Raw genomic sequence first — 24,827 nt, 5'->3', positions numbered from 1 at the left:
GCAAATGGCCGACCTGAAGCTGCACAAGGTGGTTTCCAGCCTGCCTGGCGTGCTGGAGGCCGACTCGATCTACCTGGTGCGCGTGGGGAGTGGATACGACCTCTACGCCACCAACCACTCCGGCACCATCGTCAGTTATCCGCTGAACCTGCCGACCAAGGCCAGCCTTGGCCTGGACCAGGTGAACAACACGTCCGACGCGGGCAAACCGGTAAGCACCGCGCAGCAGACCGCGCTGAATGGCAAGGTCGGCACCAGTGACGCACGCCTGACCGATGCGCGCGAATGGACCGCCAGCACCGTCAGCCAAGCCGAGGCGGAAGCCGGCGTGGCCACCGCGCGCCGTGCCTGGACCGCCGAACGGGTGGCGCAGGCCGTTCGGGGTGCGCTGCTCACTGGCCTATCCACCGCCACCAGTGCCGCCATTGCCGCGACCGACACCGTGCTGGTGGCACTCGGCAAGCTCCAGGCGCAGGTCAACGGCAAGCAGAACGCCTTGGGATACACCCCTGTGCAGCAAGGCACAGGCGCAGGGCAATTGGGTAACAGCGTCAAGATCGGCTGGTCCGCCAGTGGCCTGCTGCTGACTGTCGACTCCACGGACTTCGCCAACAACTGGCCGATCAGCGTCAGCAAGAACGCTGCCACCGCGACCAAGCTGGCCGCTTCGGTGACGATCAACGGCGTAGCATTCGACGGCTCCGCCAACATCACCGTGGCCGACAGCACCAAGCTGCCCCTGGCGGGCGGCACGCTGACCGGCAACGTCTTCGCCCCCTCGACCGGGGTTATTGGCGACAGCACCAGTCACAAGGGCACCTTGCAGGTGTTCGGCAACGGCACCAACGGTGCATTCTTGGTGCTCCACCGTAACGGCATCCATGCCTCGTATTTCGGCGTCGACACCGACAACAAGCTGAAGTGGGGTGGCTGGTCGCTGGGCAACAACGCCTATGAAATCTGGCACGCGCAGAACACTCCGAAACCGTCGTCGACAGTGGATCTGACTGCCGGGGCCATGCTGATCAACGGCTCGTGGGGCATGGGCGGGAACGCAGCGGGTGGATACGCGGATGCCAACGCCATCCCGGCAGGCAGCGGGTTCTTCAACGTCAATACCAGTCCGTACAGCAACCTGCCATCGGCCACTACCCATCATGTGATCCACCTCCAGTCGGCGACGGTGGCCACAGAGCTAGGCATCACCACCAACAACGCTTCGGCCTCGCGGATTTCTCTGCGCAGCTTCGCCTCGGCGGCCTGGGGTGCCTGGCGGGAACTGGCCCAGCTTGCACTGCCCAACACGTGGACGGCCAAGCAGACCTTCAACGATTACACCCAGCTCGGCGATACCGCACCCGCAATCAAGCAGAAGAAGCTGACCGGCACCACTGCGGCTACTGAAGGTGGGTCCGTCTCAGTCAATCACGGTGTCACCTCCTCAAAGGTGATCCGGGTCAGCGTCCTAGTGTTCCATTCCGGCACCAACGCCATCCTGCCGGGCTGGGTGGCCTCGGCTGGCTATCAGTACGACGTGCAACTGACCTCGACGGGAGTTCAGGTCGTTCTTCATGCCACCAACAGCGAGAACATCCTGTCCAAGTCATTCGCTGTCGTTATCGACTACGAGGAATAACCATGCCCGACTACAACGAACAAACAGGCCAGTTCAGCAGTTGGGTGCGCTGCAAGTACATCGGTATCGACAACCCGCGCCCCGCGCTTGGCACGCCCTCGGTGACTTTCGCCGAAGAGAAGGTGATCGTCGCGGACGGTGAGGAGATTCATCGCCCGCTGGGCAACCTGGTGGAGCCGTTCACCCCGGAGAACGCAGCTGAGGCCTTTGACCTGCTCCACCCCGAAACCGGAGAAGCCCTGGGCAGCATGACCTACCAGCAGTTGTATGTGGCGCTGGCCAGCGCCTACCTGCACGTCGCCACCAAGCGCGATCTGGTTCAGGCCGACCCGCCGCCAGAGCCCCCGGCCGAATGACCATTACATCCCATCAACCCCGCCTCGGCGGGGTTTTTCATATCTGGAGGACGCATGGAAATCACCAAGGAGCAGCTGCTCCAGATCCTGCCGAACGCCGGCAGTCAGCGGGCGGCGCTGTTCACGCCTGCGATCAATGGCGCAGTGCGGCGTTGGGCGATCAACACCCCCAAGCGCATGGCGGCATTCCTGGCCCAGGTCGGCCACGAGTCGGGGCACCTGCAGTACGTACGCGAGCTGGGTGGCACCAAGTACCTGGCGAAGTACGACACGGGCCCACTGGCCGAGCGGCTGGGCAACTCGCCGGAAGCGGACGGGGATGGCCAGTTCTACCGGGGGCGGGGGCTGATCCAGATCACCGGGAAGTACAACTACACCATGGCCAGCATTGCCCTGTTCGGGGACGACCGCCTGGTACGTGAGCCCCAACTGCTGGAGGAGCCGGACTGGGCGGTGCAGTCCGCCGGCTGGTTCTGGTTCAGCAAGGAGCTGAACGCCCTGGCCGATGCCGGCGAGTTCAGCCGCATCACCCGCATCATCAACGGCGGCACCAATGGCCTGGCTGAGCGCCGCGAGATCTGGGCGCGGGCGCGTCAGGTGCTGGGAGTGGAGGTGTCGGCATGACGGCCTTCCCTTACTTCACGCGGCCCCTCGATCTGCGCTACGACCCACAGGCCAGCTCGGTGCTGCGTGGCGAGTATTACCGGATACTGACGGGATTCCGCTTGATGCTCAGTGACCGGCAGTGGGTCGATGTTCAGGCCGGCACCTTGACCGATGGTGGCTCCATCCCTCGGCTGGCTCACCCCTTGCTGCCGCCACTGGGCAAGCTGGGCCAGGCCTACGCCACCCATGACCAACTGTGCGAGTACCTGTCGCTAACAGTGGACGGCAAGCCGTCAGGAATCACCCGGGCGCGTTGTGACGGCCTGCTCTACGTGGCCATGCAGGTGCTGGGCGCAACACGAGAGGAACTGGCGGCGGTGCAGGGGGCGGTCGATCTGTATCGTGAGGCGGCGCGGATCACCAAGCCCAGCACCATTGCGTTGAAACGGTCGCTGGAGGCCCGTTGGAATCAGTAACGGGCATAGCCGCCATCCGCTTTCTGCTTGTCTCTCTCCGGCGGCCGGTCGTCTCGTCCGACACCGCGATAATCCGGGCGGTACTCCGCGAACTTCTTGCGGAGGAACTGCCTGGCGCCTTCGGTACCCAGCTCGGCAACTAGCAGCCGGAGACCGAATCCGGCCAAGTCCTCGGCCGTTGAAGGGGTGAGCACCCAGTCGTGCTCGCGGCTTTTCACAAGGATCAGGGACTGAAGGCTGATGTAGCGGCGCATGGTTGTCTCCTGAACTTTCATCACGACTCACCAATGAGGAGCAACCGGCCCCAGTGTTCCAGCACCCGGGCCGGTCGCTGAACCCGCAGACCGTACCTGCAAGCCCAGCCAAGGCTCCCCGCCTCGTGCACGAAGCGCGGCGAGTCTAGCAACTGGATATTCATACAGTAAAGGTTTGCACAAAATGACCAATCCGATCGTTCCCTGGATGGGCGGTAAGCGCCGCCTGGCCGACCGCCTTATCCCCCTGTTCCCGCCCCATGAGTGTTACGTCGAGGTATTTGCCGGCGGCGCGGCACTCTTCTTCCTCCGCCCGATGCCGGCGCCCACTGAGGTGCTGAACGACATCAACGGCGACCTGGTGTGCCTGTACCGGGTGGTGCAGAACCACCTTGAGGAGTTCGTACGCCAGTTCAAGTGGGCCCTCTCCAGCCGCCAGATCTTCGAGTGGCAGAAGATGACCCGCCCCGAGACCCTGACCGACATCCAGCGCGCGGCGCGCTTCTTCTACCTGCAGCACCATGCCTTCGGCGGCAAGGTGTCCGGGCAGACGTTCGGCACGGCCACCACCGGCCCGGCCATTAACCTGCTGCGGATCGAGGAGAACCTCTCGGCCGCCTGGCAGCGGCTGGCTGGGACCTACGTTGAAAACCTGCCCTGGCTAGAGTGCGCCGAACGCTACGACCGTCCGCACACCTTTCTCTACATGGACCCGCCCTACTGGCAGACCGAGGGTTATGGGGTGGACTTCCCGTTCGAGAACTATGAGCGTATGGCCGACTTCATGCGGCGCTGTAAGGGGAGGGTGATGGTTAGCATCAATGACCACCCGGACATCAGGCGGGTGTTCGAGGGATTTCACCTAGAACGGACCGACATTCGCTACACGAACACCAATCAGCGTCAGCGACAGGCTCAGGTAACGGGTGAGTTGGTGATCACCAGTTGGCAGGTGTCCGACCTTGGCGGCTTGTTCCAGGGAATGTGAATAAGTAGTTACCTGGAGCCAAGGGTCTACTGAGCAGTCACAGGAAGTGGCGGGCGCCGAGTTTGGTACATCGGGCATTTCTCTTTGTAGGCAGACTCATAATCGATCTGGAGGTGCAACAGCCCACCGAGAAATCCCTCAATGTCCAGAATCCTTGGGTCGCACATCACCTTACATATTTCGACTGATTGTCCAGCTGGCAGGACGTATGGAGTGTAGAAGAACTCATGGGCCACCAATTGGCATCCAGGTACGCCGGTGAAGGCTTTTACGATTAAGGGCGGGCCTTCCCCTTCCACTTGGCTACCGTGGCGGTAAACCCGGGCCTCCGTAATTATTGCAGGGCCTAGGCCATCGTTTCGTACTTCTAAGCTGTAGAAATTGTCCTCCCAGTGGCTGTGGCCTTCGAGTTGCGGGCGAACCGAGAGTTTGTTGTGAGCCCTGGCAAGGTGTGCCTGCCACAAGGTGGCAAATAGGGCCAGGATCGAGATAGCAATGGCGACCCAGCTCGGCCAATTTGTTCCGGTTGCGGAATCCACAACGATGTAATGGATGTCGTAAGGCATGCTGCTTCCTGCGCAAGTTTGGGGAGACCACTCTGCGAGCACAAAAAAGCCCGGCATGAGCCGGGCTTTTTTGTACCACTTTCTGTACCACAGAGGGGGCCTTTGGGGGATTTTGGCGGGGAAAGGGTGCTGCAATATCTGAGCGTAATCCCCTGAAATCCCCAGCAAAATTACTTTTGGTAGGCCGCAACCGCTTTAGTGATTTCAGCACGGGCAGCGTCAGCGTTGCCCCAGCCTTCTACTTTCACCCACTTGCCTTTTTCGAGGTCCTTGTAGTTCTCGAAGAAGTGCTTGATCTGCTCCAGCAGCAGGGCCGGCAGGTCGGTGTATTCCTTCACGTCCTTGTAGAGAACGCTCAGTTTGTCGTGGGGAACGGCCAGCAGTTTGGCATCGCCACCGGCTTCGTCGGTCATGTGCAGAACGCCGACCGGACGGGCGCGGATGACGGAACCCGGAGCGACCGGGTAGGGGGTGACGACCAGCACGTCCAGGGGATCGCCGTCGTCAGCCAGGGTGTTCGGGATGTAGCCGTAGTTGGCCGGGTAGAACATCGGGGTGGCCATGAAACGGTCGACGAACAGGCAGTCGCTGTCCTTGTCGATCTCGTACTTGATCGGCGCGTGGTTGGCCGGGATTTCGATGGCGACGTAGATGTCGTTCGGCAGGTCTTTGCCTGCCGGGATCTTGCTGTAGCTCATGGTCAACTCCCTGGGGGTGGGCCAAAAAAGTGGGCGCGATTATAGGCATATTCCAGGGCCGATGCCACGCCGTTGTACTCATCCATTGGTCGCGTCGCGATAGTCCGGGTGGATGTCCTGGAGGTGCTTCAGGCGCCGCAGCGGGTCCTGGCGGTAGAACGCCTGGAGCTGGCGGTAGACGGCGGGGAAGGCCTGGTCCAGAAGGTCCGGTGCGGTGAAAAAATACTCGCTGGCGACTGCGAAGAACTCTGCCGGGTCTTCGGCGGCGTATGGGTCGATGGGCGTTTCGGATTCGGGATCGCGGTCGAGTTGGGCATTCAGCGCGTCATAGGCGGACTGCATGGCCAGTGCCCAGTCGGATTGGCGCATGTCGCGGTGCAGTGGGGGCAGGCCGTTCGGCGCGCCGTTGAGCATGTCGAGCTTGTGTGCCAGTTCGTGGATCACCAGGTTGTAGCCATCCCAGCCGCCGCTCGATTGCACACCAGGCCAGGCGAGGATGACCGGCCCGTACTGCCAGGATTCGCCGCTGCGCTCGTCATCGTATTCGTGCTCCACGCCAGCTGCGTCGCGATGGCGCTGGGGGCTGACGAAGTCGTCGGGATAGAGCACCAGCTCGTGAAAGCCCCGGTACCAATCGAGGTCTGGCAGATGCAGCAGAGGGAGTTGCGCCAGGGTGGCGAGTGTCAGGCGGTCCTCGGGGGACAGTTCGACGCCGGGCAGGGCGGTGATGCGCTTTTCATGCAGGAAGATCACGCTGCGTTCGCGCAGACGCTGGTCTTCCGTTTCGTCCAGGCCATCGAGTATCGGCAGGCGCTGGCGCACGATCTCCCACTGCTGCGGCGTGACCGGATTGCGGGCGAGGATGCGCTGGCGGCGCCAGCCGCGATAGGACCACATGGTGCGTCGGTCAGCTCGAGTGCTCGGCGCCCTTGCTGGCGGCGCGAAAGTGGCTGCGGGCAAAGCCGATCATCATTGGCAGCAGTGAAATGCCGATGATGACGATGATCATCAGCGAGAGATTCTGCTTGATGAAAGGTACGTTGCCGAAGAAATAGCCGAGGGTCACCAGGCCGCCCACCCAGAGGATGGTGCCCAGCACGCTGAAGCCAAGAAAGCGCGGGTAGGGCATGCGGCCTACGCCGGCAACGAAGGGGGCGAAGGTGCGCACGATGGGCAGGAAGCGCGCCAGGGTCACGGTCTTGCCGCCATGACGGTCGTAGAAATCATGGGTGCGCTGCAGGTAGTCGCGGCGGAAAATCTTCGAATTCGGATTACTGAAAAGGCGTTCGCCGGCCGTGCGCCCGACCAGGTAGTTGAGGCTGTCGCCGCTTATGGCCGCGATCATCAGCAGGCCGCCCAGTAGCCACGGGTCCATGGCGCCGCCAGCACTGACCGCGCCGGCGATGAACAGCAGGGAGTCGCCGGGCAGGAAGGGCGTTACCACCAGACCCGTCTCGCAGAAGATGACCAGAAAGAGGATGGCGTAGATCCAGGTGCCGTAGTTGCTGACCAGCAGATTCAGGTATTGGTCCAGATGGAGGATGAGGTCGATCGGGTTGAAATCCATGAGGCGCCTTGTGAGTGACTGCGGCGAGAAAGCGAGGTAGTCGCCGCATTATAAGGGGAAGTTTCCCGGCCACGGCGAGCTGTTATCCGAATGGTGAACGGCATGAAGGCTGCAACTGTTTCCATTGTTTTCCCGGACCAGGATGCGCGCCCATGCCCTTGCAGTTGCTGGAACACCCCGCCGTCAGCCTGGCCCAGGGACACGGCCGGGACCTGCCGACCCAGGCGGCCCGCGCCCGTGCAACTTGGGTAGCCGGGCGGAAGGGGCGTCCGCCGCTGATGCTGGTAGCCCTGCTCTGGGGATGTTCGTGCACCAACGTGGTGCGCCTGCTCGGGCAATACCTGGACGCCCTGTTCGTCGACTACGCCTGCACGCCGGATGGCTGGAGCGAGACCCAGGCGGCGCGCCAGGTGCTCGCGGCACTCAATCTCCAGCTTTTTCGTCGGCGCCAGGCCGGTGAACGGGTCCCGGAACTGAGCGCTGGTCTACTGCTGGTGCAGGACGGCGAGGCGCACTTCCTGCAGGCCGGGGCGGTCGGACTGGTGCGTTTCCAGGGGCAACTAGTCCAGGAACTGACTGGGCGGAACAACCCCTTGGGAGCGCAGGCTGAGCTCGCGGTGATCCAGCACAGCCTGCCACTGACACCTGGCCAGCCTCTGCTGATGGCGCCCCAGCCGCTACTGGAAGTGGCTGATCTGAGCCCCCTGCGTGAATCCAGTGACAACTTGCAGTCCGCTCAACTGGGCGGGCTGCTGGAACCCCTATTAAGCGCCCCCGGCGCCGCTGCGCTGGTGTTGCCCGGCGAGCCTCATTGCCTGCCGCCATCGGCGCCTGGAGTCCGCTGGCCGAAGGTGCAAGGCGTGGTGCCGGGAACCGTGATGGATGGCTGGACCTTGCTCGCCCCCTGCGACTATGGGCCGCCAGGGAGGTTGTTCCGGGCGCGGGAGGAAAGCCGCGAGGCGTTGTTCTGGCTGTCTGAAGTGGATGCCGATGAGGCCTTCTGGCAGCGGGAATGGGTGTTGCGCCGTAGCCCTGTGGAGACCTTGCCGCAGGTACTTTCGCCGCGGCAGGACCGTCAGCACGCCTTTCTGCTTTTCGCCTTGCCGCCGGCAGGTGCGCAGAGCCTCGCGCGACGTCGGGAAGGGCGACCACCTCTGGATGCCGCCGCGACCCTGGCCATTCTGGTGCAGTTGATCGAGGCGGTTCGCTCGCTGCAGCGGCGCGGCATGCAGGGGCTCTGGCTGAATCCCAGGCAGATACTGCTCGACGAGCGCGGCCGCTTGCTGCTCTTGCCCGAGTTCGCCGCCATCCTGCCAGGCGTGCCACAGCAGACGGCGCCGCCCCAGGCCGTCCCCTTGGCCCCGGAGCTACGCCATGGCCGCGCCCTGGATGGCAGTGCCGACCAGTTCGCCCTGGCGGCGCTGGCCTATTGGCTGCTCAGTGGACAATGGCCTGAAACGGCGCGCCCCGAAGGTGGCCAGGCCAGCCGCTACATGCCGCTGGCGGGTCGGGTACCCGGGCTACCTGAAGGCTGGGACGGGGTGCTGGCCAAGGCGTTGGCGCCACAGCCTCGCGTGCGTTACGAAGCCCTGTCGGAGTTCCAGTTGGCCCTGGAGCGCCTGTTGGCGCAGGCGCTCAGGCAACGGTCCTCTCCCAGGCTGGGCAGGTCACGGCAAGTGGCGCTGGCGCTGCTACTCGGGCTCCCGCTGCTACTGGGGCTCTGGCTGGGGCTTGGTTAGTGGGGAGGGGCCCGGCTTGCTGACCGGGCCCATGCAGCGGGTTCAGTCGCTGTTGATTGGCAGGATGTAGTTCTTGAACTCGGTGTCTTCGCGGAAGCCGATGGACTCGTACACCTTGTGTGCGACTTCGTTGTCGACGCTGCTGGAGACGCGCATCCGCACGGCGTTGGTTTCCCGCGCCATCTTCTTCGCAGTCTGCAGCAGGCGGTCGGCTACCAGTTGGCGGCGGGCATCCTCGGCGACATAGATGTCGTTGAGGATCCAGACGCGCTTCAGGGACAGGGAGGAGAAGCTCGGATAGAGCTGACAGAAGCCCATCAGACGAGTGTCATCGTCATCCGGAAAGGCCAGGTAGATCACCGATTCCTTGCGGCTCAGGCGTTTCTCCAGGAACTTTCTCGAGGACTCCGGGAATGGCAGTTCACCGTAGAACTCACGGTACTTCACGAACAGCGGCGTAAGCAGGTCCAGGTGCTCCAGGGTGGCTTGGACGATGCGCATGATGGGCCTCGGTATCTGTGGATGGGCGTGATTGGCGATGCAGATGCTGTGCCAGCCAACGTCGTCGATGCTGCACCAGAAATTGTGGAAAACGCAATCCAAGCAAGCGTTTGAATGGTTGGGAAAGCGTGAGCAATCCTGACGCTGGCGGAGTCCAACCTTAATCGCTGTATGCCAAGGAGGACGCCATGCTCCGTTGCGCTCTGGATCAGGCCGTCGACGAGGTGCTTGAACGCATCGATGGCCCCGTTCGATTGGGCCTGCCGCTTGGGCTCGGCAAGCCGAACCGCTTTGTCAATGCGCTCTACCAGCGGATCAAGGCCCTGCCGGAGCGGCAACTGATCATCCATACCGCCTTGTCCCTGGCCAAGCCGCAGCCCGGCAGCGAACTGGAGCAGCGCTTCAGCGGGCCCTTCCTGCGCCGGGTTTTCGCCGACTATGTGGAACTCGATTACCTCAGCGATCTGCGTTGCGGTGAGTTGCCGCCAAATGTGCGCATCGAGGAGTTCTACCTGCAACCTGGCAGTCAACTGGACAATCCGCAGGCCCAGCAACACTACGTCAGCCTCAACTACAGCCAAGTGGCTGCCGATCTGCAGCGCAAGGGCATCAATCTGATCGCCCAGATGGTGGCCTCAAGGACGCAAAACCCCGGCCGCTTCAGCCTCAGCTGCAATCCCGACGTTACGCTCGACCTGCTCCCTGGCCTGCTCCAGCGCCGCGCCCGAGGCGAGGTCATCGTCATGGTCGCCCAGGAACATGCCGAGCTGCCCTACATGACAGGGCCGGCGGAGGTGGACGCGGCCTGCTTCGACCTGGTGCTGGAAAGGGTCGAGCGCAGCCGCCTGTTCTCCACGCCAAACATGCCGGTCAGCACCCAGGACCACGCCATTGGCCTGAATGTCAGCACCCTGGTGCGGGACGGCGGCACCCTGCAGATGGGAATTGGCGCGATGGCTGATGGGCTGACAGCTGCGCTGCTCGCGCGCCATGCCGACAACACCCGCTACCAGGCTCTGCTGGGCGCCATGGATGTGCCCGGTCGCTGGGCAGACCTGATCAAGCGCGAAGGGGGGCTTGCGCCATTCACCCGGGGGCTCTACGCCAACAGCGAAATGTTCCTGTTCGGCCTGCTGGTGCTGATGGAAGCAGGCATCCTGCGCCGCCCCGTGTATGACGACATCGAATTACAGCGCCTGGCTGACGCCGGAGTACTGGATGGCGACGGTGTGATAGTCGACTTCGACGCCCTGGCCGAACGATTGCCACGAGGCCTGGATGCCGAGGGGCTGGCCTGGCTGAAGTCTCATGGCCTGCTCGACGAAGGCATCCGTTTCGAGGAAGGACGGCTGCGCCTTCCGGATTGCCGCAGCAGCGCATGCGATATCCACAACCCCGACCTGAGGCCCTACTGGGGCAAGGCTGGCCGGGGAATCCTGGTGCACGGTGGCTTCTTCCTGGGGCCGCAGGCTTTCTATCAGCGCCTTCGCGAACTGAGTGAGGCACGTCGCGCGCGTATTGCCATGGGGCCGATCAGCCAGATCAACCGGCTCCTTGGCGACGAGCCCCTCAAGCGCCTGCAGCGTCGTGATGCGCGCTTCATCAACAGCTGTTTCACCGTCACGCTGCTCGGTGCCAGTGCCGCCGACCAGTTGGAGGATGGCCGGGTGATCAGTGGTGTCGGCGGCCAATACGATTTCGTCGCCCAGGCCCATGAGCTCGAAGGCGGTCGCTCCATCCTGATGCTTCGCAGCTGGCGTGAGTCGGGTGGTGAGGTCAGTTCCAACATCGTCTGGGAGTACGGCCACGCAACGATTCCTCGTCACCTTCGGGACTTGGTGGTTACCGAGTACGGCATTGCCGACCTGCGCGGCAAGAACGACTCGGAGGTGATCGCCGCCTTGGTGCGCATCGCCGACTCACGCTTCCAGGACGGGCTGATCGCCGATGCGCAACTGGCCGGCAAGTTGCCCGAAGATTTCGTCCTGGAACCGGCCTGGCGGCAGAACACGCCGGGGCGGCTGGAAAAGCTGCGCACGGCGTTTCCCCAGCTGTTCCCCGAATATCCGCTGGGCTGCGACTTCACCCCGGTGGCGCAGGACCTGTTGCGCGCCCTGCGTTGGCTGAAGCGCAAGCTGAAACTGGGGGAAATCATCGACCTGGGCAGGGCCGCGCTGTTCGACCTGCCGGATCCGGCCAGCTACGTCGGGCATCTTGATCGGATGGGGTTGCTCGCGCCGGCGGGCCTGCGCGAGCAGCTGTATCAGAAGCTGGTGCTGGCCGGACTCAAGGCCACCGCCCAGGGCGATTGAGCCGGGCCGTCAGAGACTTCAGAGAATATTGAGCGGGTATTCGATGAAGGCGCGAACTTCATTGAGGTCCGGGCCCACGTCGTTATCGGCACGGTAGATAGAGTTGCGCAGCTTGAAAGACAGGTCCTTGGCCGGGCCGTCCTGCACCACGTACTTGAACTGGTTGAACAGCTCGCGCTCGGTGCCGTCGTTCTCGCCACCGGCAACGATGTCGGTGCCGCGCACATAGGCAATCTTGTAGGTCAGACCGGGGACGCCGTAGCCACCGAAGTCCAATTCGTAGCTGACCTGCCAGGACTGCTCGTCCTCCAGGTTGAAGTCCGAGTAGTAGGAGTTGGCCACGTAGATGGTGCTGCCGCCGTCGCCAAAATCATAGGCGTAGCCGGTATCGCCGGTGTTGCGCTGGTGGGCGAGGATGAAAGCGTGGGCGCCGATGCTGTACTTGGCCGCCAGGCTCCACAGGGTGTTCTTGTCGTCCTCACCGTCGCCGCCGAGTGCGAGCGCAGCAACGGAGCCATCGTCGTACTTGGTGCGGTAGATGTTGAAGTCGAAGTTCAGCGCCTGTTCATCGGTAAAGGGAATGTTGTAGTTCAGGTTGGCGTAGTACTTCTTGAACATGTCTTCCACGTCGGAGTGGTAGAGCGCCAGGCTGAAGTTGTCGCTCACGAGGTAGCTGCCGCCGATAACGTCGATGCTCTTCAGGTGATTGGGGTCGCGGGCCGGGTCGCCCATGGGGCTGTCCCCGGTGAAGCGGCCGACGTTCAGTTCCAGGCCCTCGATCTCCTTGCTGGTGAGCAGGGTGCCGGTGAACGCCTGGGGCAGCAGGCGGCTGTCGTCATGGGCCAGAACCGGCAGGGTGGGGAACTGGTTGCCGTACTTGAGCACGGTGCTGGAGAAACGCAGTTTCACCACGCCACCGGCCTCGGATAGGTCGTCTACCGGATGGCCATCGCTGTCGGTGTCGAAGAAGGCGGCATAGTTGCGGCCGCGACCACTGTCCAGTTTCACGCCGAGAAGGCCGTAGGCGTCGACACCGAAGCCGATCGTGCCCTGGGTGAAGCCCGATTCGAAGGTGCCGATGAAGGCCTGGCCCCAACTTCTGGCATCCCTGGCGCCATCCTTGAAGTCGCGGTTGAAGTAGGCGTTGCGCAGCAGCAGGGTTGCGTCGGCGTCTTCGATGAAACCCTTGGCTTCGGACTGTTCACTCGCTATGGCAGGAAGGCCGAGTACAGCGGAAACCGCTAGCGCCAGGGCGCTCAGTTGGGTCGCTTGCATCGCGTTGCTCCTGATGGTGTTCGTGGCTGCCGACTTCTGGGACGGCTTGATTTGTGTCTAGCCGACGAACGGGAGCCACGCGCGGCGCGGCGACCAGTGGTGCAGAGCGGTTGCGACGCGGCGCGTCAGTGGTGATCGGTGGCCAGGAGGAAATTGCCCGCCAGGGCGCTGTCCGGTTCGCCAGCCAGCGAGGGCACCTCGGCCTCGTCCTTCAGGTTCACTCCGGACAATTGGCGACGGCAGGCCTCGCGCATCAGGTAGAGTAGGCGGTGGGCGGCCATGCCGTACGACAGGCCTTCCAGACGCACGTTGGAAATGCAGTTCCGGTAGGCATCGGTCAGGCCGACTTTGGGTGCCCAGGTGAAGTACAGCCCGAGGCTGTCGGGCGAGCTGAGACCAGGGCGTTCGCCGATCAGGATCACCACCATCTTCGCGTTGAGCAGTTCGCCCACCTCGTCCGCCACTGCCACCCGGCCCTGCTGAACCAGCACCACGGGCGAGAGCGACCAGCCTTCCGCTAGCGCCTGTTCTTCCATGCGTTCGAGGAAGGGCAGGCTATGGCGTTGCACGGCGAGGGCGGAGAGGCCGTCGGCGACCACTACCGCGAGGTCATAGCCACCGGGATTAGTCCGTGCATGCTCCTGTAGTTTCTCGCGTGAGGCCGCGTCCAGGCGCCGACCGAGGTCCGGTCGCTGCAGATAGGTGTCGCGGTCCTTGGCGGCGCTGTGCAGCAGCAGCGTGGCGCGTCCGCGCTCATCCAGCCGGGCGACAAGTCCGTCATGGTCGAAGGGCAGGTGTACCGCGTCTCGTGCCTGGGCGTGGGCGTACTGGAAATTCAGTTGCGCATGGGTGGGCAGGCTGATGCCGGCGCGACCCAGCGCGATGCGTGCCGGAGTCAGGCGGCGCAGTTCTTCCCAGGGGTTGGCGGTGTGGCCGGAATGGGGGCGAGGCGTCTTCATCCATTGCTCCTTGAGTTCAGGCCAGTCGCGCAATGGCCTGGCGGAAGGCCGGCGGAAGCTGGTCGCCGAGGATCACCCGACCGTCGCTCTGCACCAGGATGCCCATGCGCTCTAGCCACAACTCGAACTCAGGGGCCGGCTTCAGGCCCAGGCTCTGGCGGGCGTAGAGCGCGTCGTGGAAGGACGTGGTCTGGTAGTTGAGCATCACATCATCGGAGCCCGGGATGCCCATGATGAAGTTGATGCCGGCGACACCAAGTAGCGTCAGCAGGGTGTCCATGTCGTCCTGGTCGGCTTCGGCGTGGTTGGTGTAGCAGATATCGCAGCCCATGGGCACGCCGAGCAGCTTGGCGCAGAAATGGTCTTCCAGGCCGGCGCGGATGATCTGCTTGCCGTTGTAGAGGTATTCCGGGCCGATGAAGCCGACCACCGTGTTCACCAGGAATGGATTGAAGTGGCGGGCCACCGCATAGGCCCGTGCCTCGCAGGTCTGCTGGTCGACGCCGTGGTGGGCGTTGGCCGACAGTGCGCTGCCTTGACCGGTTTCGAAGTACATCAGGTTGTTGCCCAGGGTGCCGCGCTTCTGCGAAAGGCCCGCCTCGTAGCCTTCCTGGAGGATTTTCAGGCTAATGCCGAAGCTGGCGTTGGCCGCCTCGGTACCGGCGATGGACTGGAACACCAGGTCCAGCGGTACGCCACGCTCGATGGCGGCAATGGAGGTGGTGACGTGGGTCAGCACGCAGGCCTGGGTGGGAATCTCGTAGCGTTGGATGATCGCGTCGAGCATTTCCAGCATGGCGCAGATGGAGGAGATGCTGTCGGTGGCCGGATTGATGCCGAGCATGGCATCGCCGTTGCCATAGAGCAGGCCGTCGAGAATGCTCGCGGCGATCCCCGCGGGTTCGTCGGTCGGGTGGTTGGGTTGCAGGCGGGTGGAGAGTCGGCCGCGCAGGCCCATGGTGTTGCGAAAGCGCGTCACGACACGAATCTTTTGCGCCACCAGCACCAGATCCTGCACACGCATGATCTTCGACACGGCGGCGGCCATCTCCGGCGTCAGTCCCTTGGCCAGGACGCGGAGGCTGGACTCGTCGGCATGCTCGCTGAGCAGCCAGTCGCGGAAACCGCCGACGGTGAGGTGGCTGACCGGTTCGAAGGCGACGCGGTCGTGGCTGTCGATGATCAGCCGGGTTACTTCGTCTTCTTCATAGGGAATCAGCGCCTCGTCGAGGAAGTGTTTCAAGGGGATGTCCGCCAGGGCCATCTGCGCAGCGACGCGCTCGCCGTCGCTGGCAGCGGCTACGCCGGCCAGGTAGTCACCGGAGCGGGCCGGGCTGGCCTTGGCCATGACTTCCCGGAGGCTCTCGAAACGCCAGGTCTCTCCGCCGACGCTGTGGGAAAAACTACTCACTCGAAGCTCTCCTTGGTGAGGCGCCCCAGTCTTCTTGCACTGGGGCGCGGGAGGATCAGGCGCGGTTCAGCAGGGCATCGACCGGTGCGCTGGCGCGATGGTGGGCGGTGAACTGGAAGTAGATATACCCCGCCGCCATGAAGCCAAGGAAGATGAATCCGATCAAGGTATTGAACCACGCCATCGCCAACAGGCAGACCACGGCCAGCACCAGGGCGATCGCCGGTACCACCGGATAGCCCGGCGCACGGAAGGTACGTTCCAGATTGGGCTCACTGACGCGCAGCTTGAACAGGCTGAGCATGCTGATGATGTACATCACGATGGCGCCGAACACGCTCATGGTGATCATCGCGGCGGTCAGCGTCATGCCCTGCAGGTTCACCAGGCCGTCGCTGTAGATGGCTGCGATACCCACCACGCCACCGGCGATGATGGCGCGGTGCGGGGTCTGGAAGCGCGACAGCTTGGCCAGGCCGCGCGGCAGGTAGCCAGCACGCGCCAGGGCGAAGAACTGCCGGGAGTAGCCGAGGATGATGCCGTGGAAGCTGGCCACCAGGCCGAACAGGCCGATCCACACCAGCATGTGCATCCAGGTGGAATCGTTTCCGACCACGGCCTTCATGGCCTGGGGTAGTGGGTCGTTGATGTTGGAAAGCTCACGCCAGTCACCCACGCCGCCGGCCATGATCATCACGCCGATGGCAAGGAACACCAGGGTCAGGATGCCGGCAATGTAAGCGCGCGGGATGGTGCGTTTCGGGTCCTTGGCTTCCTCCGCCGCCATGGCCGCGCCCTCGATGGCGAGGAAGAACCAGATGGCGAAGGGAATGGCGGCGAAGATGCCGGAGATGGCGTGGCTGCCGAACTCATTGGTGCCTGCCCAGCCGTTGACCACGAAGTTGCTGAAGCTGAAGCCCGGTGCGACGACGCCCATGAACACCAGCAACTCGGCCACGGCCAATACGGTGACCACCAGCTCGAAGGTGGCGGCGATGCTGACGCCGAGAATGTTCAGGGTCATGAAGATGAGGTACGCCCCAACGGCTGCGTGCTTCGGGTCCAGCTCGGGGTACTGCACGTTGAGGTAGGCGCCGATGGCCATGGCGATGGCTGGCGGGGCGAAGACGAATTCGATCAGGGTGGCGATCCCGGCGATCAGTCCGCCCTTCTCGCCGAAGGCGCGGCGGCTATACGCGAAGGGGCCGCCTGCGTGGGGAATGGCGGTGGTCAGTTCGGTGAAACTGAAGATGAAGCAGGTGTACATGGTGGCCACCAGCAGCGCGGTGACCAGGAAACCGAGGGTGCCGGCAGTGCCCCAGCCGTAGCTCCAGCCGAAGTATTCACCGGAGATCACCAGGCCGACGGCGATACCCCAGAGATGCAAGGTGCCGAGCGTTGGTTTTAGTTGTGTTGTGCTCATCAGGACTCCTCGCCCGTGGGGGCGTCGTTGGTGGATGACCAGGCTCGATCTTATCCAGCGACCCTCCCCAGGACTTGACCGTGGAAGGTCGTGTGCGGCCTCTGCGGTCAAGTCGTGTGGCACTGTTACCCATCGCCCCACGCGTCGTGCCCCAGCACGGGGCGGGTCTATGGAAAATGCCCGGAAATGGCCCGCAAACGCCCAGCTGGAGGGCCTGTGGCGGCGTTGGCAGGAAGCCGGGGCGAGGGCATGGGTTTTGCTTGAATGTCCGTTCAAAAAAGATTCGGTGGACCGTGATGAATCCGTCCCTGTTTTCCAGTGCCAGCCTGCAAGCATCCACCACGAGCAATGTCGGTGTGCTCTCGGCTGCCGCCAGCGGTCTCGACCGCTTCATCACCGGGCAGGGCGGAGACCTGGACCGCATCTTCGGCCGCGCCGGTATCGACCCGGAGCAGTTGCGGCACCCGACACTGAGCCTGGCCCTGACCAACTACTGCCAGGTGCTGGAAGAGGCCGCACGACAGTCCGGTTGCGACAACTTCGGCCTGCGCTATGGCCAGCAATTCCAGCCCCGCGACCTGGGCTTGCTGGGCTATGTCGGGCTGTTCTCGAACACCTTGGAAGAGGCATTGAAGAACTTCGCCGCGGCCTTCCCCTATCACCAGCACAGCACCCTGATCCGCCTGGTGGATTGTGGTGAGTGCTATCGCTTCGATTACCAGGTCCGCCATGGCGCGATTCTCGACCGCCGCCAGGACGCCGAACTGACCATGGGCATGGCGCTCAACCTGGTCCGGCATGCGCTGGGCCGTGACTGGTCGCCGCGCGCGGTGGCCTTCGAACATGAACGTCCCGAGGGCTGGCAGGAACATGCCGAGGCATTCGGTGCGCCCGTGCAGTTCGGCCGGCCCTGCAATTTCCTGCTGGTACCCAAGGGCGATGTGCAGGGCAGGCTGATGCCCGAGCGAGATCCCAATCTGTTGTTCCTGTTCCAGGACGTGATTCGCAGGTTGGGTGAGCAGGGCGCTGGGCCGAACCTGCTGGAAGAAGCCAGCACGCAAATTCGCCTGGCCCTGGCGTTGGGTGAACCCTGCCTGGAACAGATCGCCGAATGTCTGGAACTGACCCCGGCGGGTCTGCAGCGTCGCCTGCGCGAAGACGGCCTCAGCTTCAGCCAACTGGTGGAACAGACCCGCCGCGAGCTGGCGCTGCATTACCTGCGTCAACGGCAGCGGCCCATCTCCGAGCTGGCCCCCTTGCTCGGCTACTCCGAAACCAGCGCCTTCTCCCGCGCCTTCCGCCGCTGGTTCGGCGTGAGCCCGAGGCAGTGGCGCGGGGATGAGCGCTGAGGTCGGTGCTTGGGGCTGCCTTGTGTGGGGGCGAACTCATTCGCGAATAAATTCGCTCCCACAGGCGCTGGTCATTGGGGCAGGGCGGAGCAGGCATGAGTCACCCCTCTTCTCTTCAGGGCGAGGGCTAGGGGTGAGGGCGAATCTTTGCGCGGAGTTCGAACGGCAGACCTTCGACCTGTTTGGCGAATGAATTCGTCCCTACAGGGAAGCTCTGTGAGGCGCCCATAAAAAAACGCGGCCGGGGCCGCGTTTTTTGGTTACTTGCCGAGGATCAGAAGAAGCCCAGCGGATTGATGTCGTAGCTCACCAGCAGGTTCTTGGTCTGCTGGTAGTGGTCGAGCATCATCTTGTGGGTTTCACGGCCAACGCCGGACTTCTTGTAGCCACCGAACGCGGCGTGTGCCGGGTACAGGTGGTAGCAGTTGGTCCACACGCGGCCAGCCTTGATGCCACGGCCCATGCGGTAGGCGCGGTTGATGTCGCGGGTCCAGAGACCGGCACCCAGGCCGAACTCGGTGTCGTTGGCGATCGCCAGGGCTTCGGCTTCGTCCTTGAAGGTGGTGACGCCCACCACCGGGCCGAAGATTTCCTCCTGGAACACACGCATCTTGTTGTGGCCTTTCAGCAGCGTCGGCTGGATGTAGTAACCGGTGGACAGGTTGCCTTCCAGTTTTTCCACCGCGCCGCCAGTGAGCACTTCCGCGCCTTCCTGCTGGGCGATGTCGAGGTAGGAGAGGATCTTCTCGAACTGCTGTTGCGAAGCCTGGGCGCCGACCATGGTGTCGGTGTCCAGCGGGTCGCCACGCTTGATGGCTTTGACCTTCTTCATCACCTCGGCCATGAACGCCGGGTAGATGGATTCCTGCACCAGGGCGCGGGACGGGCAAGTGCAGACTTCACCCTGGTTGAAGAAGGCCAGGACCAGGCCTTCGGCGGCCTTTTCGATGAAGGCCGGCTCGGCCTGCATGATGTCTTCGAAGTAGATGTTCGGGCTCTTGCCACCCAGCTCCACGGTGGAGGGGATGATGTTCTCGGCGGCGCACTTGAGGATGTGCGAACCCACCGGGGTGGAGCCGGTGAAGGCGATCTTGGCGATGCGCTTGCTGGTGGCCAGGGCCTCGCCCGCTTCCTTGCCGAAGCCTTGCACCACGTTGAGCACACCGGCTGGCAGCAGGTCGCCGATGAGCTCCATCAGCACGGTAATGCCCAGCGGTGTTTGCTCGGCGGGTTTCAGTACCACGCAGTTGCCGGCGGCCAGGGCCGGGGCCAGCTTCCAGGCGGCCATCAGCAGCGGGAAGTTCCACGGGATGATCTGGCCGACCACGCCCAGCGGTTCGTGGATGTGATAGGCGACGGTGTTCTCGTTGATCTCGGCCGCGCCGCCTTCCTGGGCGCGGATGCAGCCGGCGAAGTAGCGGAAGTGGTCGACAGCCAGCGGGATGTCAGCATTCAAGGTTTCACGCACGGCCTTGCCGTTGTCCCAGGTTTCGGTGACGGCCAGGACTTCCAGGTTCTGCTCGATGCGGTCGGCGATCTTCAGCAGGACGTTCGAACGGTCCTGCACAGAGGTGCGACCCCAGGCATCGGCCGCGGCGTGGGCAGCATCCAGGGCCTTCTCGACGTCTTCGGCAGTAGAGCGGGGGAATTCGGCGATCGGCTGGCCATTCACCGGCGAGGTATTGGTGAAGTACTGGCCTTTGACCGGGGCGACGAACTCGCCACCGATGTAGTTGCCGTAGCGGGACTTGAAGGAAACGACAGCGCCGGGGGTACCGGGTTGGGCGTAACGCATGGTGTTTCTCCTGTCTCTTGTTTTGTTGGAGATAACGCAGGGTGGCGTATGTCTTCCACAGAGCAAGTGCTGGGCCATGGCGTGGAAAGCACCGTCCCAGAGCGGTTCTTGCGCCGCACCTATAGGGCGAAGGTGGGCGCTTGTGACATGCCTGCCACAGTTGAGGGTGACACTTTGTCACGCATCTGGCACAGCAGGTGACCAGCGGGTCAGGGGGCCATTGCAAAGGCATCGATGCTGGAGGATGCTGCGTCGACGCGAATGCCGTTCCACGGCCCGGGCTGCCTCCCGGAAGCGCGCAGGAGAACAACAACAATGCAGAATTCTCTCAGCCGTCACGCCCAGCAGGTGATGACCCTGGCACAAGGGAAGGCACAGGCCAGCGGGCCGGCTGCCGACCCTTCGATTGCTCGCTCCTGGCTGCGCTGCCTGGAGGACTACCACCTCGATCCGGCCCAGCCGGTGGCACCCACGGTGCTGGAGCACGGGCGCATGCTCGAATGCCGCGAGCGTATGCAGCAGGTGCTCGAGGTGGCCAATGGCGAGATGAACAACCTCTACCGACAGCTCTCCGGGGCCGGCCATGCGGTGCTGCTGACCGACGCCCGCGGGGTGATCCTCAACTGCGTTACTGCCCATGCCGAAAGACCCGCCTTCGAGCGTGCCGGGCTCTGGCTCGGCGCCGACTGGAGCGAGTCCAGCGAGGGCACCAATGGCATCGGCACCTGCGTGGTGGAGCGCCAGGCACTGACCATCCACCAGGACGAACATTTCCGCAGCCGCCATACCGGCCTCACCTGTTCTGCCAGCCCGGTGTTCGACCCACAGGGTGAGTTGATGGCAGTGCTGGACGTGTCATCCGCTCGGCACGATGTCTCGCGCCAGAGCCAGTTCCACACCATGGCGCTGGTCAACCTCTCGGCGAAGATGATCGAGAGCTGCTATTTCTTGCGTCGCTTCGAAGGCAAATGGCTGCTGCGCTTCCATTTGCAGGCCGAGTACGTCGGACTGTTCAGCGAAGGCTTGCTGGCATTCGATGGGGAAGGGCGGATCAGCGCGGTGAACCAGAGCGCGATCAACCTGCTGGGGCTGCCCCGCGAACGCTTGATCGATCAGTCGGTGGAGGCCTTCTTCGATTGCCGTCTCGACGATCTGCTCGGCCGCGCCACCCCACAGCCAGTGACCAGCTGGCCGTTGCGCACACGCAATGGTCGGTCCCTGTTCGCCGCCCTGCGCGGTCAGCCACGCACCATTGCACAACCCATTCCACTGGAACCGCCAAAACCGACACGCCCGGGCATCTGCCTCGGGGACGCGGCGCTGCAGAACGATTTCCGTCGCGCGCTGCGCGTGTACGAGCGCGACGTACCGCTGTTGATCAACGGCGAAACCGGCTCCGGCAAGGAAGCCTTCGCCCGTGCGCTGCACCAGGCCAGTTCCCGTGCCGAGCGACCCTTCGTTGCGCTGAACTGCGCGGCCATTCCGGAAACCCTGATCGAGAGTGAACTGTTCGGCTATCGCGGCGGCAGCTTCACCGGCGCCCGCAAGGAAGGCATGCGCGGCAAGCTGCAGCAGGCCGATGGCGGCACCCTGTTCCTCGATGAAATCGGCGATATGCCGCTGGCACTGCAGACCCGCCTGCTGCGGGTGCTGGAGGAGCGCCAGGTCGTACCCATCGGCGGCGAGCCGCTGTCGGTTGATGTGCGCATCATCAGCGCCACCCACCGCGAGCTGGAGGAACGAGTGCGCAGCGGGGGCTTCCGTGAGGACCTGTTCTATCGCCTGAACGGCCTGGTCCTCGACCTGCCGCCCCTGCGTGATCGCAGTGACAAGCCGGAGCTCTTGCATTACCTGCTGGCGGAAGAGGCTCGAGGGATGCGTATCGTGCTTACCGAAGAGTCTCGCCAGGCCTTGCTCGACTACCACTGGCCGGGCAATGTGCGGCAGATGCGCAACGTGCTGCGTACCCTTGCGGCGCTGTGCGAGGACGGCATCATTCGAATTGCCGACCTGCCTCGCGAGGTATTGCGCGCGGCACCCTCAGCGACCGTGCCCGAGCCGGTAGCGAGCCCGCTGGACGACGCCGAACGCAGCGCATTGCTCAATGCGCTGGATAGCCAGCGCTGGCACATGACCCGCACCGCCGAGCAACTCGGCATCAGCCGCAACACCCTCTATCGCAAGCTGCGCAAGCACGCGATTGCGACGCGGGGGTAGAGGGCGGGCTGTTTTCCCCTGTGGGGGCGATTTCAATCGCTGACCGGGCCGTAGGGCCGGCCTGCTGATTCGCTCCCAGCGTGGCGGGCACGGGCCAGGCGCTTCGCTGCCAGTGTTCAGACGACCCGCGGAAATCCCTACCTCCCACTGACCATTCTCCCTGCACGAAAACCCCATTTTCCCCGCGATCTTTCCGAACCGGTCTGATAGCGGCGGGCCGGTGTGAGCGGCAACCTTCGGCGTTTGTTTCTGACGACGGAAGGTTCAACCGCATGCTCGCTGCAATCCGCCCCTTCTTCGATCACAGCCGCCACCAGCTCAAGGTCCGCAACCTCGACGCCACGCTCGACGTGCTCGCCTTCCAGGGCGAGGAGGCGCTCAGCGAGCCGTTCCGCTACCGCATCGAGTTCACCTCCAGCCAGCGCGATCTGCCGGTTGACCAGCTCCTGGGGCAGGACGCCGCGTTCAGCCTCTACCCGTCGCCCATGCCGCTCCCCATCATCGGCCTCAGCCCGCCGGTGAACCGGCCGCTGCGCACCTTGCATGGCGTCCTCACCGGCTTTCGGCGCCTGTCCGGCTCCAACGACGAAGCCCGCTACGAAGTGACGCTGCAGCCGCGCCTGGCGTTGCTCGGCCTGGGCCGGCAATACCGCATCTACCAGCACCAGAGCGTGCCGGAAATCGTCGAGGGCATCCTGCGCGGCCGGCATCTGCTTGAAGGGCAGGACTTCTTCTTCGACCTCAAGCGCGACTACCCCAAGCGCGAGCAAGTGCTGCAATACGCCGAGAGCGACCTGGCCTTCGTCGAGCGCCTGCTCGCCGACGTCGGCATCTGGTACCGCTTCACCACCGACGAGCGCCTGCACATCGACGTGGTGGAATTCCACGACGACCCGCGCAACTACCAGTTCGACGTCCGCCTGCCGTACCGGCCGCCCTCCGGTACCAGCAGCGGCGAGGACGCCGTGTGGCAGCTGCAGGCCAGCCATGGCCTGGTCGAGCAGCAGGTCAACATCCGTGCCTACGACCCGCGCGATGCCGGCGCCTACCTCGACGGCGAGGTCGACCAGACCCGCGGTGCCCGTACCACCTATGGCGAGGCCTACCACTACGGCGAGCCCTACACCGTGCTCGGTGACGCCCACAGCCAGGACGAGGACCTGCCGAGCGAAAGCGGCTACTTCTATGCGCGCCTGCGCCACGAACGCTACCTCAACCAGCGGACCCGCCTCGGCGGCCGCACCAGCAGCGCCACCCTGGCCCCCGGCCAGGTCCTGCGCATCGACGGCGGCGCGCCCGAGGCCTTCGCCCCGGGCGCCGTGATTACCCGGCTGACCACCCGTGCCGCGCGGGATCGCAGCTTCGACGCCCGCTTCGACGCCATGCCCTACTCGGAACGCGTCTGCTTCCGTCCGCCGCTGCGCACCAAGCCGGTGATCGCCGGCACCCTCCCGGCGCGCATCAGCAGCCCGCAGGCCAACGACCTGTACGGCCACATCGATCTCGACGGGCGCTACAAGGTTCACTTCCTCTTCGACCGCGACAGCTGGCCCGCCGGCCAGGAAAGCCTGTGGCTGCGCCTGGCGCGGCCCTACGCCGGCGACACCTACGGCCTGCACCTGCCGCTGCTGCAGGGCACCGAAGTGGCCGTGGCCTTCGAGCAGGGCGACCCGGACAAGCCCTACATCGCCCACGCCCTGCACGACAGCCAGCACCCCGACCCCGTCACCCTGCGCAACTACCAGCGCAACGTCCTGCGCACCCCGGCCAACAACAAGCTGCGCCTGGACGACCGCCGTGGCCAGGAACACATCAAGCTCAGCACCGAGCACAGCGGCAAGAGCCAGCTCAACCTCGGTCATCTGGTGGATGCGCAACGGCAGAAGCGCGGCGAAGGTTTTGAATTGCGCACCGACGGCTGGGGCGCGATTCGGGCGGGCAAGGGCGTCTTCATCAGCGCCGACGAACAACCCCGCGCCCAGGGGCAGGTCCTGGCCATGCAGGAAGCCGTCACTCGCCTGCAGGAGGCCAGCGAGGAGATGCAGCAGCTGTCCCGCGATGCCGAGCACGCCCAGGCCGATCCGGCCGACGTAAACGCCCAGCTTGCCCTGCTGCGCGAGCGGCTTGACCAGTTGCAGGCCGCAGTGGCCCTGCTCAGCGCCCCACAGGGCATCGTTCTGACCAGCGGCGAGCACCTGCAACTGGCGGCCCGGCACAACCTGATGCTCAACGCCGGCGGGGAGGCCGACATCAGCGTGGTCAAGCGTCTGTTCATTGGCGTGGGCGAGGGCCTGAGCCTGTTCGTGCGCAAGCTCGGTATGAAGCTGATCGCCAACCAGGGCGCGGTGCAGATCCAGGCACAGAACGACCGCTTGGAACTGCTCGCCCGGCATGGGCTGGACATCACCAGCACCGAAGACGAAATCCGCATCAGCGCCATGCAGAAGATCACCCTCAATGCCGGCGGCAGCTACATCACCCTCGATCCGTGCGGCATCGAGTCCGGCACCCAGGGTGAGCACCTGATCAAGGCGGTGCATTTCGACTATCGGGGGCCTGCGACCAAGCCCCTGAAAACCCCTGAATTGCCGCCGCTCGATGGATATCCCCGGAAGCATCAGCAGGTCGCGAGCTTCTCGGGATGATCTGGCGATATCCCCAATACCAAACAGTGGTCAGCCAGTCACAAGGAACGTATC

Annotated in this window: 21 protein-coding genes; 10 read left to right on the top strand and 11 right to left on the bottom strand. The window is 64.0% G+C overall.

Annotated features, from left to right (window positions below):
- The first annotated feature begins 4 nt into the window (after positions 1-4).
- Genes D6Z43_RS28110 through D6Z43_RS16185 form a run of 4 tightly spaced genes read left to right on the top strand, consistent with a single transcriptional unit; the run spans position 5 to position 3,074 of the window.
- Positions 5-1,636 carry a hypothetical protein gene (locus tag D6Z43_RS28110; RefSeq protein ID WP_178083595.1) on the top strand — a complete coding sequence of 544 codons (1,632 nt, stop codon included), beginning with the start codon at positions 5-7 and terminating at the stop codon, positions 1,634-1,636.
- A 2-nt stretch (positions 1,637-1,638) separates the two neighbouring features.
- The gene (locus tag D6Z43_RS16195) at positions 1,639-1,992 is read left to right on the top strand and encodes a hypothetical protein (RefSeq protein WP_120653169.1); all 354 of its coding nucleotides are present in this window, start codon (positions 1,639-1,641) and stop codon (positions 1,990-1,992) included.
- A 54-nt stretch (positions 1,993-2,046) separates the two neighbouring features.
- On the top strand, positions 2,047-2,616 hold the full coding sequence (locus tag D6Z43_RS16190; RefSeq protein ID WP_120653168.1) for a glycoside hydrolase family 19 protein: 570 nt from the start codon (positions 2,047-2,049) through the stop codon (positions 2,614-2,616).
- Entirely contained in the window at positions 2,613-3,074 is a 462-nt protein-coding gene (locus D6Z43_RS16185) for a DUF1353 domain-containing protein (RefSeq protein WP_120653167.1), read from the top strand. Before D6Z43_RS16190 ends, D6Z43_RS16185 begins: the two co-directional genes overlap by 4 nt.
- Here the strand turns inward: D6Z43_RS16185 and D6Z43_RS16180 are convergent.
- A complete protein-coding gene (locus D6Z43_RS16180; RefSeq protein WP_120653166.1) occupies positions 3,068-3,328 on the bottom strand; it encodes a hypothetical protein in 261 nt (86 codons plus the stop codon). The two genes, D6Z43_RS16185 and D6Z43_RS16180, sit on opposite strands and share 7 nt — an antisense overlap.
- A 184-nt stretch (positions 3,329-3,512) precedes the next feature.
- Here D6Z43_RS16180 and D6Z43_RS16175 point away from each other — a divergent pair, with 184 nt between their 5' ends.
- A complete protein-coding gene (locus D6Z43_RS16175) occupies positions 3,513-4,316 on the top strand; it encodes a DNA adenine methylase (protein ID WP_120653165.1) in 804 nt (267 codons plus the stop codon).
- A gap of 26 nt (positions 4,317-4,342) precedes the next feature.
- Here the strand turns inward: D6Z43_RS16175 and D6Z43_RS16170 are convergent, their stop codons facing one another.
- The 4 genes from D6Z43_RS16170 to D6Z43_RS16155 form a co-directional block, all read right to left on the bottom strand.
- Positions 4,343-4,882 (bottom strand): hypothetical protein, encoded by a 540-nt coding sequence (locus tag D6Z43_RS16170; RefSeq protein WP_120653164.1) that lies wholly within the window; start codon positions 4,880-4,882, stop codon positions 4,343-4,345.
- Between the two features lie 170 nt (positions 4,883-5,052).
- Positions 5,053-5,580, bottom strand: coding sequence for an inorganic diphosphatase (ppa, locus tag D6Z43_RS16165; RefSeq protein WP_016490694.1), 528 nt, complete (start codon positions 5,578-5,580; stop codon positions 5,053-5,055).
- Between the two features lie 78 nt (positions 5,581-5,658).
- A complete protein-coding gene (locus D6Z43_RS16160; RefSeq protein ID WP_120653163.1) occupies positions 5,659-6,477 on the bottom strand; it encodes a zinc-dependent peptidase in 819 nt (272 codons plus the stop codon).
- A gap of 10 nt (positions 6,478-6,487) precedes the next feature.
- Complete coding sequence (locus D6Z43_RS16155) at positions 6,488-7,147, bottom strand: DedA family protein (protein ID WP_120653162.1); 660 nt, start codon at positions 7,145-7,147, stop codon at positions 6,488-6,490.
- Between the two features lie 152 nt (positions 7,148-7,299).
- Here D6Z43_RS16155 and D6Z43_RS16150 point away from each other — a divergent pair, with 152 nt between their 5' ends.
- On the top strand, positions 7,300-8,886 hold the full coding sequence (locus tag D6Z43_RS16150; RefSeq protein WP_120653161.1) for a protein kinase: 1,587 nt from the start codon (positions 7,300-7,302) through the stop codon (positions 8,884-8,886).
- Between the two features lie 42 nt (positions 8,887-8,928).
- Here D6Z43_RS16150 and D6Z43_RS16145 read toward each other — a convergent pair whose 3' ends face one another.
- Complete coding sequence (locus D6Z43_RS16145; protein ID WP_120655284.1) at positions 8,929-9,387, bottom strand: N-acetyltransferase; 459 nt, start codon at positions 9,385-9,387, stop codon at positions 8,929-8,931.
- Positions 9,388-9,575: 188 nt separating this feature from the next.
- On the opposite strand from D6Z43_RS16145, the gene D6Z43_RS16140 reads away from it, so the two are divergent.
- Entirely contained in the window at positions 9,576-11,699 is a 2,124-nt protein-coding gene (locus D6Z43_RS16140; RefSeq protein WP_120653160.1) for an acetyl-CoA hydrolase/transferase C-terminal domain-containing protein, read from the top strand.
- An 18-nt stretch (positions 11,700-11,717) separates the two neighbouring features.
- Here the strand turns inward: D6Z43_RS16140 and D6Z43_RS16135 are convergent, their stop codons facing one another.
- From D6Z43_RS16135 to eat, 4 genes are all read right to left on the bottom strand, one after another.
- Positions 11,718-12,974: an OprD family porin gene (locus D6Z43_RS16135; protein ID WP_120653159.1), complete on the bottom strand. Its 1,257-nt coding sequence runs from the start codon at positions 12,972-12,974 to the stop codon at positions 11,718-11,720.
- 125 nt (positions 12,975-13,099) lie between these two features.
- Complete coding sequence (gene eutC, locus D6Z43_RS16130) at positions 13,100-13,933, bottom strand: ethanolamine ammonia-lyase subunit EutC (protein ID WP_120653158.1); 834 nt, start codon at positions 13,931-13,933, stop codon at positions 13,100-13,102.
- A gap of 16 nt (positions 13,934-13,949) precedes the next feature.
- Entirely contained in the window at positions 13,950-15,344 is a 1,395-nt protein-coding gene (locus tag D6Z43_RS16125; RefSeq protein WP_120653157.1) for an ethanolamine ammonia-lyase subunit EutB, read from the bottom strand.
- Between the two features lie 55 nt (positions 15,345-15,399).
- The gene (gene eat / locus D6Z43_RS16120) at positions 15,400-16,770 is read right to left on the bottom strand and encodes an ethanolamine permease (protein WP_174235606.1); all 1,371 of its coding nucleotides are present in this window, start codon (positions 16,768-16,770) and stop codon (positions 15,400-15,402) included.
- A 293-nt stretch (positions 16,771-17,063) separates the two neighbouring features.
- Here eat and D6Z43_RS16115 point away from each other — a divergent pair, with 293 nt between their 5' ends.
- Positions 17,064-18,116 carry an AraC family transcriptional regulator gene (locus D6Z43_RS16115; RefSeq protein ID WP_120653155.1) on the top strand — a complete coding sequence of 351 codons (1,053 nt, stop codon included), beginning with the start codon at positions 17,064-17,066 and terminating at the stop codon, positions 18,114-18,116.
- A 274-nt stretch (positions 18,117-18,390) separates the two neighbouring features.
- Here D6Z43_RS16115 and D6Z43_RS16110 read toward each other — a convergent pair whose 3' ends face one another.
- Positions 18,391-19,911, bottom strand: coding sequence for an aldehyde dehydrogenase family protein (locus tag D6Z43_RS16110; protein ID WP_120653154.1), 1,521 nt, complete (start codon positions 19,909-19,911; stop codon positions 18,391-18,393).
- Between the two features lie 315 nt (positions 19,912-20,226).
- On the opposite strand from D6Z43_RS16110, the gene D6Z43_RS16105 reads away from it, so the two are divergent.
- Both D6Z43_RS16105 and D6Z43_RS16100 read left to right on the top strand, forming a co-directional pair.
- Positions 20,227-22,128 (top strand): sigma-54-dependent Fis family transcriptional regulator, encoded by a 1,902-nt coding sequence (locus tag D6Z43_RS16105; RefSeq protein ID WP_120653153.1) that lies wholly within the window; start codon positions 20,227-20,229, stop codon positions 22,126-22,128.
- Positions 22,129-22,400: 272 nt separating this feature from the next.
- On the top strand, positions 22,401-24,773 hold the full coding sequence (locus D6Z43_RS16100) for a type VI secretion system Vgr family protein (RefSeq protein ID WP_120653152.1): 2,373 nt from the start codon (positions 22,401-22,403) through the stop codon (positions 24,771-24,773).
- The last annotated feature ends 54 nt before the right edge of the window (positions 24,774-24,827 follow it).

The sequence above is a fragment of the Pseudomonas sp. DY-1 genome (assembly GCF_003626975.1).
GTDB lineage: Bacteria > Pseudomonadota > Gammaproteobacteria > Pseudomonadales > Pseudomonadaceae > Metapseudomonas.
The sequence above is the reverse complement of the archived record's forward strand: the minus strand, read 5'-3'. Positions and strand labels throughout refer to the sequence as shown.